Annotated in this window: 13 protein-coding genes and 1 pseudogene; 13 read left to right on the forward strand and 1 reads right to left on the reverse strand. The window is 40.0% G+C overall.

Features of this window, described 5'->3' with window-relative positions; all coding sequences use genetic code 11:
- The first annotated feature begins 12 nt into the window (after window positions 1–12).
- On the forward strand, window positions 13–1,056 hold the full coding sequence (gene aguA / locus DW963_RS02000) for an agmatine deiminase (protein ID WP_353652749.1): 1,044 nt from the start codon (window positions 13–15) through the stop codon (window positions 1,054–1,056).
- Between the two features lies 1 nt (window position 1,057).
- On the forward strand, window positions 1,058–1,930 hold the full coding sequence (gene aguB / locus DW963_RS02005; RefSeq protein ID WP_117913643.1) for an N-carbamoylputrescine amidase: 873 nt from the start codon (window positions 1,058–1,060) through the stop codon (window positions 1,928–1,930).
- A gap of 58 nt (window positions 1,931–1,988) precedes the next feature.
- Here the strand turns inward: aguB and DW963_RS02010 are convergent, their stop codons facing one another.
- The gene (locus tag DW963_RS02010) at window positions 1,989–2,447 is read right to left on the reverse strand and encodes a hypothetical protein (protein ID WP_117913644.1); all 459 of its coding nucleotides are present in this window, start codon (window positions 2,445–2,447) and stop codon (window positions 1,989–1,991) included.
- 680 nt (window positions 2,448–3,127) lie between these two features.
- Between DW963_RS02010 and DW963_RS02015 the strand changes: the two genes are divergently transcribed.
- From DW963_RS02015 to DW963_RS02060, 11 genes and pseudogenes are all read left to right on the forward strand, one after another.
- Window positions 3,128–3,895 carry a Uma2 family endonuclease gene (locus DW963_RS02015; protein WP_117913645.1) on the forward strand — a complete coding sequence of 256 codons (768 nt, stop codon included), beginning with the start codon at window positions 3,128–3,130 and terminating at the stop codon, window positions 3,893–3,895.
- A gap of 21 nt (window positions 3,896–3,916) precedes the next feature.
- Window positions 3,917–6,526, forward strand: a complete 2,610-nt coding sequence (locus DW963_RS02020; RefSeq protein ID WP_286168917.1) for a translation factor GTPase family protein — start codon at window positions 3,917–3,919, stop codon at window positions 6,524–6,526.
- Between the two features lie 35 nt (window positions 6,527–6,561).
- On the forward strand, window positions 6,562–7,992 hold the full coding sequence (locus DW963_RS02025) for an SGNH/GDSL hydrolase family protein (RefSeq protein ID WP_117913647.1): 1,431 nt from the start codon (window positions 6,562–6,564) through the stop codon (window positions 7,990–7,992).
- 104 nt (window positions 7,993–8,096) lie between these two features.
- A complete protein-coding gene (locus tag DW963_RS02030; RefSeq protein ID WP_117913648.1) occupies window positions 8,097–9,710 on the forward strand; it encodes an MBL fold metallo-hydrolase RNA specificity domain-containing protein in 1,614 nt (537 codons plus the stop codon).
- Window positions 9,711–9,775: 65 nt separating this feature from the next.
- A pseudogene (locus tag DW963_RS13505) lies at window positions 9,776–10,026 on the forward strand (diacylglycerol/lipid kinase family protein); the annotation flags it as partial.
- A 3-nt stretch (window positions 10,027–10,029) separates the two neighbouring features.
- Window positions 10,030–10,623 carry a diacylglycerol/lipid kinase family protein gene (locus DW963_RS13510; RefSeq protein WP_286168939.1) on the forward strand — a complete coding sequence of 198 codons (594 nt, stop codon included), beginning with the start codon at window positions 10,030–10,032 and terminating at the stop codon, window positions 10,621–10,623.
- Between the two features lie 367 nt (window positions 10,624–10,990).
- Window positions 10,991–15,529: a glutamate synthase large subunit gene (gene gltB / locus DW963_RS02040; RefSeq protein ID WP_286168919.1), complete on the forward strand. Its 4,539-nt coding sequence runs from the start codon at window positions 10,991–10,993 to the stop codon at window positions 15,527–15,529.
- 13 nt (window positions 15,530–15,542) lie between these two features.
- On the forward strand, window positions 15,543–17,027 hold the full coding sequence (locus DW963_RS02045; protein WP_117913649.1) for a glutamate synthase subunit beta: 1,485 nt from the start codon (window positions 15,543–15,545) through the stop codon (window positions 17,025–17,027).
- 169 nt (window positions 17,028–17,196) lie between these two features.
- Window positions 17,197–17,433: an HPr family phosphocarrier protein gene (locus tag DW963_RS02050; RefSeq protein ID WP_022099156.1), complete on the forward strand. Its 237-nt coding sequence runs from the start codon at window positions 17,197–17,199 to the stop codon at window positions 17,431–17,433.
- A gap of 25 nt (window positions 17,434–17,458) precedes the next feature.
- Window positions 17,459–18,460, forward strand: a complete 1,002-nt coding sequence (locus tag DW963_RS02055) for an ABC transporter substrate-binding protein (protein WP_286168921.1) — start codon at window positions 17,459–17,461, stop codon at window positions 18,458–18,460.
- A complete protein-coding gene (locus DW963_RS02060) occupies window positions 18,450–19,202 on the forward strand; it encodes an ABC transporter permease (RefSeq protein ID WP_286168922.1) in 753 nt (250 codons plus the stop codon). Before DW963_RS02055 ends, DW963_RS02060 begins: the two co-directional genes overlap by 11 nt.
- Window positions 19,203–19,232 lie beyond the last annotated feature (30 nt).

Below are 19,232 nucleotides of genomic sequence, written 5' to 3' on the forward strand. Positions count from 1 at the left end.
TCAGGCTGCATTATGATATGGCCAGAAAGACCGGGTTCCTGGGCTTATGGAGCAAAGGCGGCTAAGAAAGCATTTGCACAGATAGCGTCTGTAATCAGTGAAAGCGAGCAGGTATACATGATTGTATCAGAAGGTAGAAAAGAGGAAGCAGCAAAGATGCTCCCAGAAACGGTCAGGCTTGTAGTCATGGATACAGACGATGCATGGGCAAGAGATACAGGTCCTACATTCGTTGTGAGTGGAAATGTGGATACACCATATGAAGCGCGTGATTTGCGTGGAATTAACTGGGAATTTAATGCGTGGGGCGGAACATATGACGGACTGTACGCGGACTGGGACAATGACAACCTTGTAGCCGGACAGTTTATGTCTTATCTTGGCTGTCAGGGATATAATGCAGCACCATTTGTTCTTGAAGGTGGTTCAATACATACAGATGGCGAAGGAACAATGCTTGTTACTGAAAGCTGTCTGTTGAGTAAGGGAAGAAATCCACAGCTTAGCAGGGAACAGATTGAGGATAAATTAAAGCAGTACTGCAATGTAAGCAAGATAATCTGGCTTCCATGTGGAATATATAATGACGAGACTAACGAGCATGTGGATAATGTGTGTGCATTCACAGCACCGGGAGAAGTTGTGCTTGCGTGGACGGATGATGAGAATGACCCGCAGTATGAGATGAGCAAGGCTTGTCTTTCTGTTCTTGAGAATGTAACTGACGCCAAAGGAAGACACATTAAAGTAAGAAAAATGCTTATTCCTAAGAAACCTGTGTGCATAACTGAGGAAGAACTTAATGGCTTTGAATTTGAGGAAGGCGAGGACATGAGAGAAGCAGGCGAGCGTCTTGCTGCGTCTTATGTTAATTTCTATATTGCCAATGACTCAGTCATAGTGCCGCAGTTTGATGACGAGGCGGACAGCCTTGCAATAAATGTGCTTAAAGAAGCATTTCCTGACAGAAAGATAGTCGGGATATATGCAAGAGATATAATAGTCGGTGGAGGCAATATCCACTGTATTACACAACAGATTCCGGAGGTAAAATAGTGTGAGAAATGTAAAGTATGCAGGCATACAGATGCAGTGTTCACGGTCGGTAGAAGAGAACATTGCAAAAGCTGATAAGATGGTTCGTGAAGCGGCAGCTAACGGTGCACAGATAATACTGCTTCCTGAGCTTTTTGAAAGACAGTATTTCTGTCAGGAGAGAAATTATGATTATTACGCATTTGCAACACCTGTTGATGAGAATCCGGCGGTGAAGCATTTTCAGAAGGTGGCAGCCGAACTTAAAGTTGTGCTTCCAATAAGCTTTTATGAAAGAGATATAAATGTGTTCTATAACACTGTTGCAGTTATTGACGCAGATGGAAGTGTTCTTGGAATATACAGAAAAACACATATTCCTGATGACCATTATTATCAGGAAAAGTTCTATTTCACACCAGGAGATACAGGCTTTAAGGTGTGGGATACAAGATATGCGAAAATTGGAGTAGGAATATGCTGGGATCAGTGGTTTCCAGAGACAGCCAGAGGAATGGCGGTTCAGGGGGCAGAAATCCTTTTCTATCCGACAGCGATTGGCTCAGAGCCGATTCTTGAGGTTGACAGCATGCCGCACTGGAGAAGATGTATGCAGGGACATTCAGCGTGCAATATAGTTCCTGTTGTAGCTGCCAACCGTATCGGTGAGGAGAAGGTTGCACCGTCTGAAGCCAACGGACATCAGGAGTCATCACTTATATTCTATGGTTCTTCATTTGTAACAGATGCAACAGGCGAGATAGTGACACAGGCATCAAGAGACAAGGAAGAAATTGTCTATGGGGAATCCGACCTTGACGCAGATGCCGACCTTCGCGTGAGCTGGGGATTGTTCAGGGACAGAAGACCAGAAATGTATAAAAGTATCAGATAAAATAAGCCAGTTAATCTTAATTGCTAGATTAACTGGCTTTAATATTATTAGTATGGTGTTAGTTCTCATTAGCGATAGCAGCTTCTGCTCTTTCTAAATCCTCTTTAGTGTACTTGGTTAATATCTGTTCTTTGGTTATGCCGAATTCTAGCATGGAGATGATAGAGTTGACTTTTTCGGAATCGATACCTTCTTTCATACCTTTGCTTTCACATTCAGCCTGAAATCGTTTCATTGCTTCACACATATTGACAGTCCCTCCTTGTTCAGTATCTGTACATAAATCCATAAGCTTTGGAACTGAGGTTATGTTACATATCAGTTCCATTACATCAATATCTACATTGCGGGATTCATATTCACGATATATTAAATCGAAATCATCATTATATATGTTCCTTATAATATTAAACACATCTCTTACATCTTCATTATAAAATGTATATTTATCAGAATCAAGTATCTGAACCAGATTTAACTTATAGTCGGAGAAGTAAGCCTTGATATTATCAGGCATGGAAATCATCATGTCAGACAGGCAGGTAGGACCATCCCATAACGACTCACAATAGTAAAGAACGAGCGTTATTATAGGGTGGAAACGGTCAGACTTGTTAATTCCAGAAAGAAATTCTTCATGAGAACTGAAAGAATCTTTATTCAGCTTATGTTGTTTCTTGATGTCGTTGTATTCCTTTATGTAGCCAAGTGCATTAGTAATAAATATAATAACATCACTTTATAAAACACAATCTTTGGTTGAATAACCTTTAATAATTTCTATACCAACACCTACTATAACTGCGTTTTACGCATGATTAGTAGGTGTTTTTTCTGCTTTTCAAGCAATTCGCAACGAAAAATCCAAGAAATAACCTACTATTTAATGGAACTTGAGTCATTTAGTATGTTTTTTAGAATATAAAACTCTTTTTTAGTGCAAAAATCACCTACGAAATTATGATGATAGGGAAATCTAGTAGGTTGTTTAATAATCATGGGGTGAGTGAGACAGGTTCAAGTGCGATATTTATCAACATTTAAGTTACAACCAGTGAGTTTGGAAATAAAACGGTTATAAAACGGATATTTATTTACTATATTTTGGTTGACTAATGAATATACAACTATTATAATGAGTATAGAAATTATATTTAATCATGTACGGATACTTATGTTTTGATTGGAGAGGGTTATATGACAATTAATGAGATGAAAGAGAAGAAGAAGGAAAAAGGATATTCATATGCCAAGATAGCTGAATTGTCTGGGGTGCCTCTGGGAACAGTGCAGAAGATTTTTTCTGGGGAAACAGAGAGTCCGCGATATGACACTCTTACAGCACTGGAACAGGTCTTTAATGAACAGTTGGAAGTAAGGGAGTCAGGTGGATTATATAAGGCAAGAAAGAATGGTGAATACACTATTGATGATTACAGGGCATTGCCTGATGATCAGAGAGTGGAGCTGATTGACGGATACTTTTATGATATGGCTTCGCCAACTTTCGGACATCAGTCAATTGGCGGGGAGATTTACAGGCAGATTGCTAATTATATTATGGAACATGGTGGAAGCTGCCGCCCATTTATAGCACCTGTAGATGTACAGCTTGATTGTGATGAAAGGACTATGGTTCAGCCGGACGTAGGAATAGTATGCGATACATCTAAGATTAAGAGATTTGGTATATATGGTGCACCGGACTTTGTTGTGGAGGTTATTTCTCCTTCTACCAAGAAGAAGGATTATGCATTGAAGCTATCCAAGTATATGGAGGCTGGAGTGCGTGAATACTGGATACTGGATTTTGTGCAGGAGAAGGTTCTTGTGTATTTCTTTGAAAGTGATGTGTATCCGGTGATATATGGCTTTGATAAGCCGGTTCCGGTGAATATATATAATGGAGAACTTAAGATTGATTTTACCAATATTGCGAGATGGCTTAAGGAAGGCATGGAATAAAACTTGGAGAAAGGAAATGATATGGCACATAGTAATCCGATAACTATCGGCATGCTGGCACATGTTGATGCAGGAAAGACGACTCTGTCAGAGGCGATTCTATATAGTGCGGGAAGTATAAGAAAGCTTGGAAGAGTTGATAATCAGGATACATTTCTTGACACAGGGGATATGGAGAGATCAAGAGGAATAACCATATTTTCAAAGCAGGCAGCTTATAATTACAATGGCAGTTCATATACGCTACTTGATACACCTGGACATGTTGATTTTTCGGCAGAGACGGAGAGAACATTGTGGGTGCTTGACGCAGCGGTTCTTGTAATAAGCGGAATGGATGGAGTGCAGGGACATACCGAGACGCTGTGGAGTCTGCTTAAAAGACTTGGAATTCCGGTATTTATATTTGTCAATAAGATGGACCAGCAGGGAACGAACAGGGCAAGAATTATGGAGCAGCTAAAGAACAGGCTGTCAGAGTCATGCGTGGATTTTAATAATATAGATTACGAAGAAGTTGCAATGTGCCATGAAGAGGCACTTGAGCAGTTTCTTGAATCTGCACATGTTGATGATGCCCTTATGAGCCGCATGATTATGGAACGAAAAATGTTTCCTGTATATTTTGGTTCGGCACTCAGAATGAACGGAGTTGAGGAACTTATAAATGGAATTGATACATATGTAAGCTGTCCTAATTATGGCGAAGAGTTTTCGGCAAAGGTGTATAAGATTACAAGAGATGACAGAGGAGAAAGACTTACACATCTTAAAGTATGCGGTGGTTCTTTAAAATCAAAAATGCTTATTGGCAATGAGAAGGTCAACCAGATAAGAGTCTATGCAGGAGATAAGTTTACAAGCATTAATGAAGCATTTGCCGGAACGGTGTGTGCTGTGACAGGACTTTCAGAGACTAAGGCAGGTCAGTTTATTGGAGCAGGCGGAGAGGATAATATACCTGTGCTTGAGCCGGTACTTAATTACAAGCTTAATCTTCCGGCAGGGGCAGATCCGGTGGCACTTCTTTCAAAGCTTCGTACACTTGAGGAGGAAGAACCTGAGCTTCACATTGAATGGGATCAGAATTTTAAAGAGATACATGTAAGCGTAATGGGTCCGGTTCTTATTGAGGTTCTTACTAATATTATTAAGACAAGATTTGGCATAGATGTAACATTTGGTGAAGGAAGCATTGTATATAAAGAGACAATTAAGAATAAGGCGTATGGAATCGGACATTTTGAGCCTTTAAGACATTATGCGGAGGTTCATCTGCTGCTTGAACCGGGTGAGCCGGGAAGCGGCATGAGATACGAATGTCATTGCAGTGAGGATATTCTTGATAAGAACTGGCAGAGGCTTGTGTATACACATTTGTGTGAAAAAATGCATAGAGGAGTGCTTACAGGTTCTGAACTCACAGACATGAAGATTACACTGGTTGCAGGAAGAGCGCATCCAAAGCATACGGAAGGCGGAGATTTCAGGCAGGCAACCTACAGAGCTGTAAGGCAGGGGCTTATGCAGGCAGAATCAGTATTGTTAGAGCCATTCTATGCATTTTCACTTGAGGTAAAGAGAGATTATGTCGGCAGGGCAATGACCGACTTCGAGAGAATGGGGGCAGCATTTAACATGCAGGAGGCTGATGGTGATAATGTTGTTATCACAGGTGAAGGTCCGGTTTCAGTGATTGGCAACTATCAGGCAGAGGTCAATGCCTACACAAAAGGAACAGGCAGGCTTGCACTTAAGATGGCAGGCTACAGACCATGCCATAATACAGAAGAGGTTATTGAACGATTCGGATATGAGCCTGAGCGTGATACAAGAAACCCGGTAGATTCAGTATTCTGTGCAGGCGGTTCGGGATATGTTGTGCCGTGGAATGAAGTAAGAGAGCATGCACATGTCGAGATAGCCGTGACGGATTCCGGGGTTGCCGGTGGACAGTCTGACAGGGAGGTCAAGCTTACGGCAAAGCAGGCTTCAAGAACAGTGTCTGACGAGTGGATTGGAACAGACGAGGTAGACAGAATCTTGAATGAAACATATTTTTCTAACAGCAGAGGCGATAATGAAAGAAGAAAGTTATCGAAAAGAAAAGCTGACACAGCAGTTGGAAGATATGTTACAGGCGGTAAAGCCAATGTTAAAAACCCTCCTAAAGCACCTGAATATAATCCAGATAAGAAGAGTTTTCTTCTTGTTGACGGATATAATATAATACATGCATTTAAGGAGCTATCAGAGCTTGCACAGGTCAATCTTGACAGTGCAAGAGGCAGGCTGCTTGATATACTGTGTAATTATCAGGCGATGAAGGGATGCGAACTGATTGCGGTATTTGATGCATACAGAGTGCCTGGACATGATGAGGAGTTTATAGATTTTCATAATATTCATGTGGTATTTACGAAGACAGCAGAGACTGCTGACCATTATATAGAAAAATTTGCACATGAGAATGGAAAGAAATATAATGTAACGGTGGCAACATCAGATGGTGTAGAACAGGTAATTATAAGAGGACAGGGATGCCTGCTTATATCTGCCAGAGAGTTCGAGAAAGAGATAGCTGCGATGGAGGAACACCTCCGCGAAAACTACCTTAATAGGACATATTGATGATAACACATATATTTAAAACGAGGTGACATACGATGAGTACATTATGGGTTGTTGGTGATTCAACATTAAGCTCTTTTGATGACAAATACTATTATCCAAGATATGGATACGGAACCAAGCTTGGTTGTTATCTTAACAGCAAGGTGCAGGTTAATAATCTTGCACTTTCAGGAAGAAGCAGCTTAAGCTTTACTAAGGAAGAGAATTATAAGAAGCTTATTGCGGGCATGAAAGCAGGAGATTTTCTTATAATAGGATTTGGACATAATGATGAGAAAACAGAGGCAGGAAGATATACAAGCCCGATAGGCGGCAGGGATAAGGAAGGCACATTTGCAGCGTCATTATATGACAATTATATCAAGCCGGCGCTGGATGTTTCATGTACACCAATACTTTGTACTCCTATTGTAAGAAGAACTGCGACAGGAGAGTGGACAAGACAGGAGCTTCACATAACTGATGATGCAGCACAGTTTAAGGGAGGGGACTATTCACAGGCAGTCCGCGACCTTGCAAGAGACCTTGGAATCGTCTGTGTTGACATGACTGAGAAAACAAAGGCTTTATATGATGAGTTGGGACCAGAAGAGACAATATATCTTCATGCATGGCCATCTAATAAAGAGGTAAGTGTTGATAATACGCACACTAACATATGGGGAGGCAGGGTGAATGCTTTTCTTGTGATGCAGGAGCTTGAAAAGGCTGGAATATCAGGGCTTTCAGAGAATATAGTTAATATTAGGGCAGACGAACCGCTTCCTGATAAGAACAGATATCTTGAAAAAAATGCTTCATACAAGCCGGTAGTGTTCAGCGATGAGCTTGCTGACAGTAAGAACTTTAAAGATGCATATGGATTCAAAGGCACAGTATTCGGTGATGTTACAACTCTGCCAACGGAATCTGATAATTATATACTTGAAGAAGTTCCAGGGGGAATACACATCGCGGTTAAGAATAATGATGGCAAGATATCTGCTGTTACAGACGGAATTGCAATGTACTATAAGAAGATTCCTGTAAATGTGAACTTTACCCTTAAGGCTAAGATGACAATTAATGATTATTTCTATAACAATCAGGTGTCATTTGGGCTTATGGTAAGAGATGACATGTATATTGATAAGAAAATGCCAGATGTACTTGGCGATTATGTAGCGGCAGCACCACTTAATCTTACTTATAAAGACCAGGCATGGAGCTGTTTTGCAAGAAAGAACAGCGAACTTATGCAGGGAAGCGTGACAGGAAGAGAACTTAAGCCGGGGGATACAGTAGAAGTATGTATAAAGTCTAATCCGGACGGATATGCAGTAAAATTAGGCGATGAGGAGTTCTTAACAGGCGGATTTGATTTTAAGCTGACAGCCGTAGACCCTAAGCATGTATACGCAGGATTCTTCGTTTCGAGAAATGCGGATGTTACATTTACGGATATAGAATATACAGAGAATTAATACAATTTTTATATATGATTGTATTTAATTTTACATAGGAAAATGTTACAATTACATCAGAAATATCGTGAAAAAATAGCGTTGACGCGGAAATGAGGCATATTATGAAACTAACATTTTTAGGCGCGGATCATGAGGTAACAGGAAGCTGTCATTTCTTACAGGCGGCAGGTCTTAATATTCTTGTAGACTGCGGTATGGAACAGGGCAATGATGTATATGAAAACCAGGAACTTCCTGTTGCAGCATCTGATGTGGATTGCATATTGCTGACACATGCACACATTGACCATTCAGGTCTTATTCCACTTATGTATGTGAATGGATTCAGGGGGCAGGTGTATTCAACATCGGCTACAGCACAGTTGTGTGAGATAATGTTAAGAGACAGTGCACATATCCAGATGTTTGAAGCTGAATGGAGAAACAGAAAGGCTGCAAGATCAGGTGGAAAGCTTAAGGAATTCGTTCCATTGTATGATATGGATGCAGCCGTTAATGTCTGCAAGCAGTTTGTTGGCTGTGAGTATGATAAGGTATACGATATTGCTGACGGAATTAAGATAAGATTCACAGATGTAGGACATCTGCTTGGTTCAGCAAGTATTGAAGTATGGGCTACCGAGAAAACTGAGAATGGTGATGTAACAGAGAAGATTGTGTTTTCGGGTGATATAGGTAATATTAACAAGCCGATAATTAAAGACCCGAAGCATGTCAGGGATGCCGACTATGTAGTTATGGAGTCAACTTATGGTAACAGAAGCCACGGAGGAACTCCTAATTATGTGGAAGATTTAACTGATATATTTAAGAGAACATTTGAAAGAGGCGGTAATGTTGTTATTCCGTCCTTTGCAGTAGGAAGAACTCAGGAACTGCTTTATATCATAAGAAAGATTAAAGAAGATAATCTCGTTGGCAGAGATTTTGATGTATATATGGATAGTCCACTTGCTATTGAAGCGACGAACATATTTATTAAGAATGTGGAGAGCTGCTTTGATGATGAGGCAGTAGAACTTGTAAGAAAGGGGATTAATCCGCTTACATTTCCAGGGCTTAAGTATGCAACTACGGGAGATGAATCAAAGCAGATTAACTTTGATCCTAATCCTAAGGTTATTATTTCATCATCAGGTATGTGTGAAGCCGGAAGAATAAGGCATCACCTCAAGCATAACTTATGGAGACCAGAGTGTACGATTGTATTTGTTGGTTATCAGGCTGTTGGAACAACAGGCCGTATAATAGTTGATGGCGCAGAGGAAATTAAGCTTTTCGGTGAACCGATACAGATAAAGGCTGAGATTGTACAGCTTCAGGGTTCGAGTGGCCATGCTGATAAGGATGGGCTTCTTTGTTGGATTAATGCATTTGACAGAAAGCCTAAAAAGGTGTTTGTTGTGCATGGCGAAGACAGTGTGTGTGACGAGTTTACGGAGTGTCTTAAAGAAGAATACGGTTATGATGCCATGGCGCCATATACAGGCGGAAGTTATGACCTTATTGCAGACAGAGTTATCTCTGAAGGTGTTAAGGAAAGAAAGACTAGAAGAACGACGAGTACACAGCGTGGTAAAACTGTATTTGACAGACTTGTTGCTGCTGGAAAGCGCCTCATGACAGTTATTACACACAATGAGGGTGGTACGAATAAAGATCTGGCTAAGTTTACAGATCAGATTAATGCATTATGTGATAAATGGGACAGGTGATTATGATGAAGATGCTGTTTGTTTTTAATCCAAACTCAGGAAAAGCTCAGATTAAGAATCAGCTGATGAAGATAATACAGGTGTTTTCTAAGGCTGGATATGAGATTACTGTATATCCGACTAAGGCACCGCTTGATGGCTATCAGCACATTTTAGATAGTGAAGGCAGGTATGATGTTATAACATGTAGTGGTGGAGATGGTACTCTGAATGAAACGGTAGCTGCTGTTCTTAAGTATAAAGGAGAGAAGCCGCCGATAGGGTATATCCTAGTGGAACAACGAATGATTTTGCTGCGAGTCTGGGAATTCCAAGAAATATGACGAAGGCCGCTGTTAATATAGCAAAGGGTAAACGTTTTCCTTGCGATGTAGGAATTGTAAATGGAGAACGCTCATTTAATTATGTTGCTGCATTTGGGGCGTTTACAAGGGTTTCTTATGGAACTCCACAGAATCTTAAGAATGTACTGGGACATCAGGCTTATGTAATTGAAGCGGTCAGAAGCTTATCAACGATTAAACCACAGTATATGCGTGTATATTCTGAGGAGATGAATGTTGAGGGAAATTTTGTATATGGAATGATAAGTAATACAGATTCGGTTGGAGGAATAAAGAATCTTACAGGTAATGATGTTAATCTGCAGGATGGATTATTTGAAGTTACCCTGATAAGAGAGCTTAATAATCCTATAGCAGTCCAGTCGCTTATTAATGCTTTTATAACTAAAGACCTTAGTAAATGTGACTGGGTATGCACATGGAAGACCAGCTCTGTAAGATTCGAATCACCACAGCCTGTATCATGGACACTTGATGGTGAATATGGTGGAGAACATACAGAAATAAAGTTTTCTGTTAAGGAGAAAGCGGTTGATTTCCTGATAGGAGGAGTACCTGCTAATAACTAATAGATAATTATTAATAATATAAAGTGATAAAACCTTGCAAATTAGTATGTTTGGTTTTGTCACTTTATTTTTTTACTAATTTTACGCCGACAGGTAAAAATCAGACACAATTTAGAAACAATTCAACTTTTATGTTTAAAAACAGGCAGGGATTAAGTGTAAAACATATAATGATAAATAAAGATAATATTACATTTTAAGAGATAATATTGTGACAAATTCTGTAATTGTCTGATAATTACAATAAACAATAGCAATATTCAAATTATCAGACAATTGTGGCAAAAAAATATTTACAAAATCCATAAAACAGGAGTATATTATGTGCAAGCAAAGCTTTAGAATATACGAAAGGATGATTAGACTTATGGAAAATGAAATCAAACAGCCTGGTCTTTACAGATCTGAACTTGAGCATGATGCCTGTGGTATCGGAGCTATCGTAAGTATTAACGGAATTAAGACACATCAGACAGTATCTGATGCTTTAAGCATTGTAGAGAATCTTGAGCACAGAGCCGGTAAAGATGCAGAAGGAAAAACTGGTGATGGTGTTGGTATCCTTCTTCAGATATCACACAAATTCTTTAAGAAAGCCGTAAAGCCTTTAGGAATAGAACTTGGAGAAGAACGAGACTATGGTGTCGGTATGTTTTTCTTCCCACAGGACGAACTGGCAAGAAACAGAGCCAAGAAGATGTTCGAAATCATTGTTGAAAAGGAAGGGCTTGAATTCTTAGGTTGGAGAGATGTTCCAACATTTCCTAATGTTCTTGGTAAAAAGGCGGTTGACTGTATGCCATATATCATGCAGGGATTTGTAAAAAGACCTGCCAATGCAGCTAAAGGAATTGAGTTCGACAGAAGACTTTATGTTGCAAGACGAGTATTTGAGCAGACAGCAGAAGACACAACTTACGTATGTTCATTATCAAGCAGAACGATTGTATACAAGGGTATGTTCCTTGTAGGACAGCTTCGCCAGTTCTTTGGCGACCTTGAGAATCCTGATTATGAGTCAGCTATTGCACTTGTTCATTCAAGATTCTCAACTAACACTAATCCAAGCTGGGAGAGAGCTCATCCTAACAGATTCATGGTACATAACGGTGAGATTAATACTATCAAGGGTAATGCAGACAGAATGTTAGCAAGAGAAGAGACAATGACTTCTCCATATCTTGAAGATGAGATGTCAAAGATTACACCGGTTGTTAATACTAACGGTTCGGATTCAGCAATGTTAGATAACACACTTGAGTTCTTTGTTATGAACGGCATGCCGCTTCCACTTGCTGTTATGATTACAATTCCTGAGCCTTGGATTAACAATGGTGCAATGGCACAGGAAAAGAAGGACTTCTACCAGTATTATGCAACAATGATGGAGCCTTGGGATGGTCCGGCTTCTATCGCATTTACAGATGGAGATTACTTCGGAGCAGTGCTTGACCGTAATGGTCTTCGTCCTTCAAGATATTATATTACTAACGATGGTTATCTTATTCTTTCTTCAGAGGTTGGTGCACTTCCAATCCCAGAGAGCAGAATTAAGTTAAAGGACAGATTAAGACCTGGTAAAATGCTTCTTATTGATACGGTTAAGGGCGAGCTTATAGAGGATGATAAGCTTAAGGAAGAATATGCAACTAAGAATCCTTATGGAGAATGGCTTGACAGCAATCTTATCCAGCTTAAGGATTTAAAGATTCCTAACAAGAAAGTTCCTGTTCATACTAAGGAAGAAAGAGCAAGACTCCAGAAAGCATTTGGTTATACATACGAGGATTTTAAGACATCAATACTTCCTATGGCTCTTAACGGAACAGAGCAGACAGGTGCTATGGGTATTGATACTCCACTTGCGGTACTTTCTAACAAGCATCAGCCACTGTTTAATTATTTCAAACAGTTATTTGCACAGGTTACTAATCCGCCAATTGACTCAATAAGAGAGAAGGTTGTTACATCAACAACTGTTTATCTTGGAACAGAGGGTAATATTCTTGAGGAAAAGGCTGAGAACTGCAAACAGTTAAGAATTAATGATCCAATCCTTACTAACACAGACCTTCTTAAGATTAAGAATATGAACGTTGAAGGATTTAAGGTAGAGACTATTCCTATTATATATTATAAGAACACTTCACTTGAGAGAGCTATCGACCACTTATTTGTTGAGGTTGACAGAGCGCACAGAGAAGGTGCTAATATTATTATTCTTTCAGACAGAGGTGTTGATGAGAACCATGTTGCTATTCCTTCATTACTTGCGGTTGCTGCATTACAGCAGTATCTTGTACAGACTAAGAAGAGAACAAGCATGGCTGTAATCTTAGAGAGTGGTGAGCCAAGAGATGTCCATCATTTTGCAGCGCTTCTTGGATATGGTGCTTCTGCAATCAATCCATATCTTGCACAGGAGAGTATTCAGGAGCTTATCGACCTTAACATGCTTGACAAGGATTATTATGCAGCAGTTGATGATTACAATAAGGCAATTATCACAGGTATTGTTAAGATTGCTGCCAAGATGGGTATTTCAACAATCCAGTCATATCAGGGCGCTAAGATATTTGAGGCAATTGGTATTAACTCAGATGTTATAGATAAATACTTTAAGGGTACAGTTTCAAGAATTGAAGGTGTGTCATTAAAGGATATTCAGGAAGATGTTGAGACACTTCACTCTAAGGCATTTGATCCGCTTGGACTTTCTACAGATACTACTCTTGACAGCTCAGGCGCTCATAAGATGAGAAGCGGCAAGGAAGAACATCTGTATAACCCACAGACAATACATTTGTTACAGCTTGCTACAAGAACAGGAGATTACAAGACATTTAAGGAATATACAGCTCTTGTTAATAAGGAAGAGGGCGTTAAGAACTTAAGAGGTCTTATGAACATTAAGTTCCCTAAGAAGGGAATCAGCATTGATGAGGTTGAAAGTGTTGATTCTATCGTAAGAAGATTCAAGACTGGTGCTATGTCATATGGTTCAATATCAAGAGAGGCGCATGAAACTATGGCTATTGCCATGAACATGCTTCATGGTAAGTCTAACTCAGGTGAAGGTGGAGAGGACATTGACAGATTAAAGGTAGGTCCGGATGGGCTTAACAGATGCTCTGCAATCAAGCAGGTTGCCTCAGGAAGATTCGGTGTTACTTCAAGATACCTTGTAAGCGCACAGGAGATTCAGATTAAGATGGCACAGGGCGCTAAGCCGGGTGAAGGTGGACATCTTCCAGGAAAGAAGGTGTATCCTTGGATTGCAAAGACTCGTCTTTCAACTCCGGGTGTTGCACTTATTTCACCACCACCACATCATGATATATATTCAATCGAGGATCTGGCACAGCTTATATACGACCTTAAGAATGCTAACAAGAATGCAAGAATATCAGTCAAGCTTGTTTCAGAAGCTGGTGTTGGTACAGTTGCTTCCGGTGTTGCCAAGGCGGGCGCACAGGTAATTCTTATCTCTGGTTATGACGGAGGTACTGGTGCAGCTCCAAGAAGCTCTATACATAATGCCGGACTTCCATGGGAATTAGGCCTTGCAGAGGCACATCAGACTCTTACAATGAACGGACTGCGTAATAAGGTTATTATTGAGACTGATGGTAAGCTGATGAGCGGTAGGGATGTTGCTATTGCAGCAATGCTTGGCGCAGAGGAATTCGGATTTGCAACAGCTCCACTTGTAACTATGGGCTGCGTAATGATGAGAGTATGTAACCTTGATACATGTCCTGTTGGTGTTGCAACACAGAATCCTGAGCTTCGTAAGAGATTCGCAGGTAAGCCTGAATACGTTGTTAATTTCATGAGATTCATTGCACAGGAGCTTCGTGAGATAATGGCTGACTTAGGAATTAAGACACTTGATGACCTGGTAGGAAGAACAGATTTGCTTGAGCAGAAGGATGTTGCCAAGAGCGGACGTTCAGCAGAGATTGATTTATCACAGATTCTTGATAATCCATATGTTAAGCAGACGAAGATACATTATGATAAGAAAAATGTATTTGATTTCGAACTTGAGAAGACAGTTGATGAAAAGATTTTACTTAAGAAGTTTGAGCCTGCTATGGAGACAGGAAGCAAGAGAAGTCTTGAAATTGATGTTGCCAATACAGACCGTGCATTAGGAACACTTCTTGGTGCGGAGATTACAAGAAGATTTGATGATAAGCTTGATGATGATACATATACAGTAAAATGTAATGGTGCTGGCGGACAGAGCTTTGGTGCATTTATTCCTAAGGGACTTACACTTGAGCTTGTCGGTGATAGTAACGATTACTTTGGTAAGGGACTTTCAGGTGGAAAGCTTATTGTATATCCTCCAACAGGAAGTACTTATAAGGAAGATGAGAATATTATCATCGGTAATGTTGCTTTGTATGGCGCTACAAGTGGTAAGGCATTCATCAATGGTGTTGCCGGAGAAAGATTCTGTGTAAGAAATTCAGGCGCAACAGCAGTTGTTGAGGGAACTGGTGACCACGGCTGTGAATATATGACAGGTGGTACAGTAGTAGTATTAGGTAAGACTGGCAAGAACTTTGCTGCTGGTATGAGCGGTGGAATTGCTTATGTTCTTGATGAAGACACAAGTCTTTACAAGAGAGTTAATAAGCAGCTCGTTTCAATGGAAGCAGTTTCTAATAAATACGATGTCCTTGAGTTAAAGCAGCTTATAACAGAACATGTTGCTTATACTAATTCTAAGAAGGGCAAGGAAATACTTGACAACTTCGGAGAATATCTTCCTAAGTTCAAGAAAATCATGCCACATGATTATAAGAAGATGCTTAACATGATAGTACAGATGGAAGAAAAAGGACTTAGCAGCGAACAGGCTCAGATAGAAGCATTCTACGCTGCAACAAAGTAGAAAGGAGCACACCATGGGAAAGCCAACAGGATTTTTAGACTATGAAAGAGTTGAAGCCGCAGCGGTTTCACCTAAGGAAAGAATAAAGAATTTTAATGAATTTCATACACCTCTGTCAGAAGATGAGCAGAGAAAGCAGAGTTCACGCTGCATGGACTGTGGCGTGCCATTCTGCCAGTCTGGTATGACAATAAAGGGAATGACTAGCGGATGTCCTCTTAACAACCTTATTCCAGAATGGAATGATCTTCTTTACACAGGAAACTGGGAACAGGCATATCACAGGTTACACAAGACAAGTAACTTCCCTGAATTTACAAGCCGTGTGTGTCCTGCACTCTGTGAGAAGGCATGTACATGCGGACTTAATGGCAAGGCAGTATGTACCAAAGAGAATGAAATGGCAATTATTGAACATGCGTATGCCAAAGGCTATGCAAAAGCAAATCCTCCTAAGGTAAGAACTAAGAAGAGAATTGCTGTAGTAGGTTCGGGGCCTGCCGGACTTGCTGTAGCAGACCAGTTAAACCAGAGAGGACACAGTGTTACTGTATATGAAAGAGCTGACCGCATTGGTGGACTTTTAAGATATGGAATTCCTAATATGAAGTTTGAAAAGCATATAATTGACAGAAAGCTTGATATTATGAAGGAAGAAGGCATTGAGTTTGTAACTAATGCAAATGTTGGTGAGAACATTAAGGCTAAGAAGCTTATGGCAGATTATGATGCTGTAGTACTTGCATGTGGTGCTGCTAATCCAAGAGATATCAATGCTCCTGGAAGAGATGCAAATGGAATATACTTTGCGGTAGATTTCCTTACAGCAACTACAAAGAGTCTTCTTGATTCAGGACTTAAGGATGGCAGATATATTTCTGCAAAGGATAAAAATGTTATTGTTATCGGTGGCGGTGACACAGGTAATGACTGTGTAGGAACATGTATAAGACATGGCTGCAAGTCGGTAACACAGCTTGAGATGATGCCAAAAGCACCAGATGAGCGTGCAGAGAGCAATCCTTGGCCACAGTGGCCTTTAGTCTGCAAGACAGATTACGGTCAGGAAGAAGCAATTGCAGTGTTCGGGCATGATCCAAGAATATATACAACTACAGTTAAGGAATTCAAGAAGGATAAGAAGGGCAATCTTACAAGCGTTGTTACAGTTAAGCTTGAGTCTAAGACTGATGAAAAGACAGGAAGAAGAATGATGGTTCCTGTGGAGGGAACAGAAGCAGAGCTTCCATGTGAACTTGTACTGATAGCAGCAGGTTTCCTGGGTTCACAGAAATATGTCACAGACGCATTTGGAGTTGAGCTTACAGAAAGAACTAATGTAAAGACAGCAGCAGACGGATTTGAAACAAGTGTACCGGGTGTATTTACAGCAGGAGATATGCATACAGGACAGTCACTCGTTGTGAAAGCTATAAGACAGGGAAGAGACTGTGCAAGAGCAGTTGATTACTACCTTATGGGATATACTAATCTCTAATTTATGATTATCAAATATGGCATGGATGATATGAAAACGGCTGAGATATGCGTTTTCTGTGGCATCTGTGCCATATTTTAGTCTTAGTTAATGGTTGTTTTTATAAGTTTTATGGTGTATATTAGTCTCTGATATGGGAATTACAATATGAGGAAGCGGAGGAGATAATATGCTGACAGTGATGATTCTTTTGGATTCTGTGGAGAAGGTTCAAAGGTTTGTAAGTACAATTAGTAAGTATTCATGTGGGTTTGATGTTGAATCAGGATATAGCTGTGTTGATGGCAAATCATTAGTTGGTTTGTTCAGTCTGGATATCAGTAAACCATTACAGCTTACAATTAATGACGGAGAAGGCGAGATTGAGGATGTATTAAGGGATATACAGGAGTTCATGGAATACTAATTAAATATATCAGGAGAATAATAAGTTGAAGAAATTACTAGCAGTTACACTTTCGGTTATTATGGTATTTTCATTTGCGGCATGTGCAGGGAAATCAGTCAATAACGAAGGCGAGAGTCAGACAGAAGATACAACAACAATAAGAATCGGAGCTATGGCAGGACCTACAGCAATGGGAATGGTTAAGCTGCGTAAAGATTCAGAGAATGGCAATACTAAGAACACATATGCATTTGAAGATTTTGCTACAGATGCATCTGCATTTGTAACACCACTTGCAACCGGAGAGATTGATATTGCGGCTGTACCATCTAATCTTGCAGCAAATATATACAACAAGACAGAAGGCGGGGTCCAGGTTGTTGCTGTTAATACACTGGGCGTCCTTAATCTTGTAGAAAGAGGCAACACTGTTAACAGTATCAGCGACCTTAAGGGTAAGACTATATATGCTACAGGAATGGGGGCTGTGCCGGAATATACCATAAGATATATTCTTTCAGGTAACGGACTTGATGCCGACAAAGATGTTAATATTGTGTGGTGTTCAGATACAACAGAAGCACTTTCTAAGTTAAAGTCAGAAGATGGTGCAATTGCTGTTCTGCCACAGCCTTTTGTTACAGCAGCAAGCGCACAGATAAGTGATTTAAGAGTTGTTATGGATCTTAATGAAGCATGGGAAAAGATTAATGATAATTCTAAGATTGTTACAGGTGTAATCGTTGTAAGAAAAGAATTTGCTGAAAAATATCCTGAACAGCTGAAGAAGTTTATTGATGAATACAACGAAAGTGTTGCCTATACTTCAAGAAATGTTGATGAGACAGCACAGCTTATTGCTGAGTATGGTGTTGTTGCATCAGCAGCAATAGCTAAGAAAGCGCTTCCTAAGTGTCATATTGTATGTTATGTTAATGGCAACATGAAGAATGCGCTTAAGGGATTCTTACAGGTGTTATACGACCAGAATCCTAAGTCAGTTGGTGGCAGTATGCCGAAAGATGATTTCTATTATGAATATTAATAAGAAGATACTGAATGTAATATATAAAGTGCTGGCGGTGATGCTGGCACTTATTTTATGGGAAATAGCTGCGTTAAAGATTGATTCACCGATATTATTAGTGACACCGGTACAGGTGCTTGGCAGATTACTTACAATATGGAAAGAGCCGGATTTTGCAGGAACTGTGTGGTTTACAATGTATCATATCGTCGTGGGATTTCTGGCAGGGGCATTGTGCGGAATTATATGTGCAGTACTTGCATATATATGTAAGCCTGTTGAATATATCCTGTGGCCGTGGATGGTTACAATCAAGGCAGTGCCGGTTGCATCTTTTGTGGTTATATGTCTTATATGGTTTACGGCAAAGAACCTGTCGGTGTTCATTGCATTTTTAATAGTTGTACCTGTTATATACCAGAATACGCTGACAGGTCTTAGAAGCGCTGATAAAGGCATCAGGGAAATGGCAGATGTATTTAATATTCCTTGGATTCGCAGGATACGCTATATTATCATGCCACAGCTTTCACCTTATCTTATATCAGCAGGAAGAGTTACTGCTGGTATGGCTTGGAAAGCAGGGGTGGCAGCAGAGATTATCGGAATGCCAAAAGGTTCTGTAGGGCAGATGCTTTATATGTCGAAAATATATCTTGATACGGATGATTTGCTGGCGTGGACGGTTATAATTGTTGTATTGAGTGTGATATTTGAAAAATTTGTTGTATTCGCTTTAAAAGCAGTACTAAAAAAATAGCGTTGACAATGTGAATATTGCCAACGCTAT

It is taken from the genome of Eubacterium sp. AM46-8 (assembly GCF_003466705.1).
GTDB lineage: Bacteria > Bacillota > Clostridia > Lachnospirales > Lachnospiraceae > Lachnospira.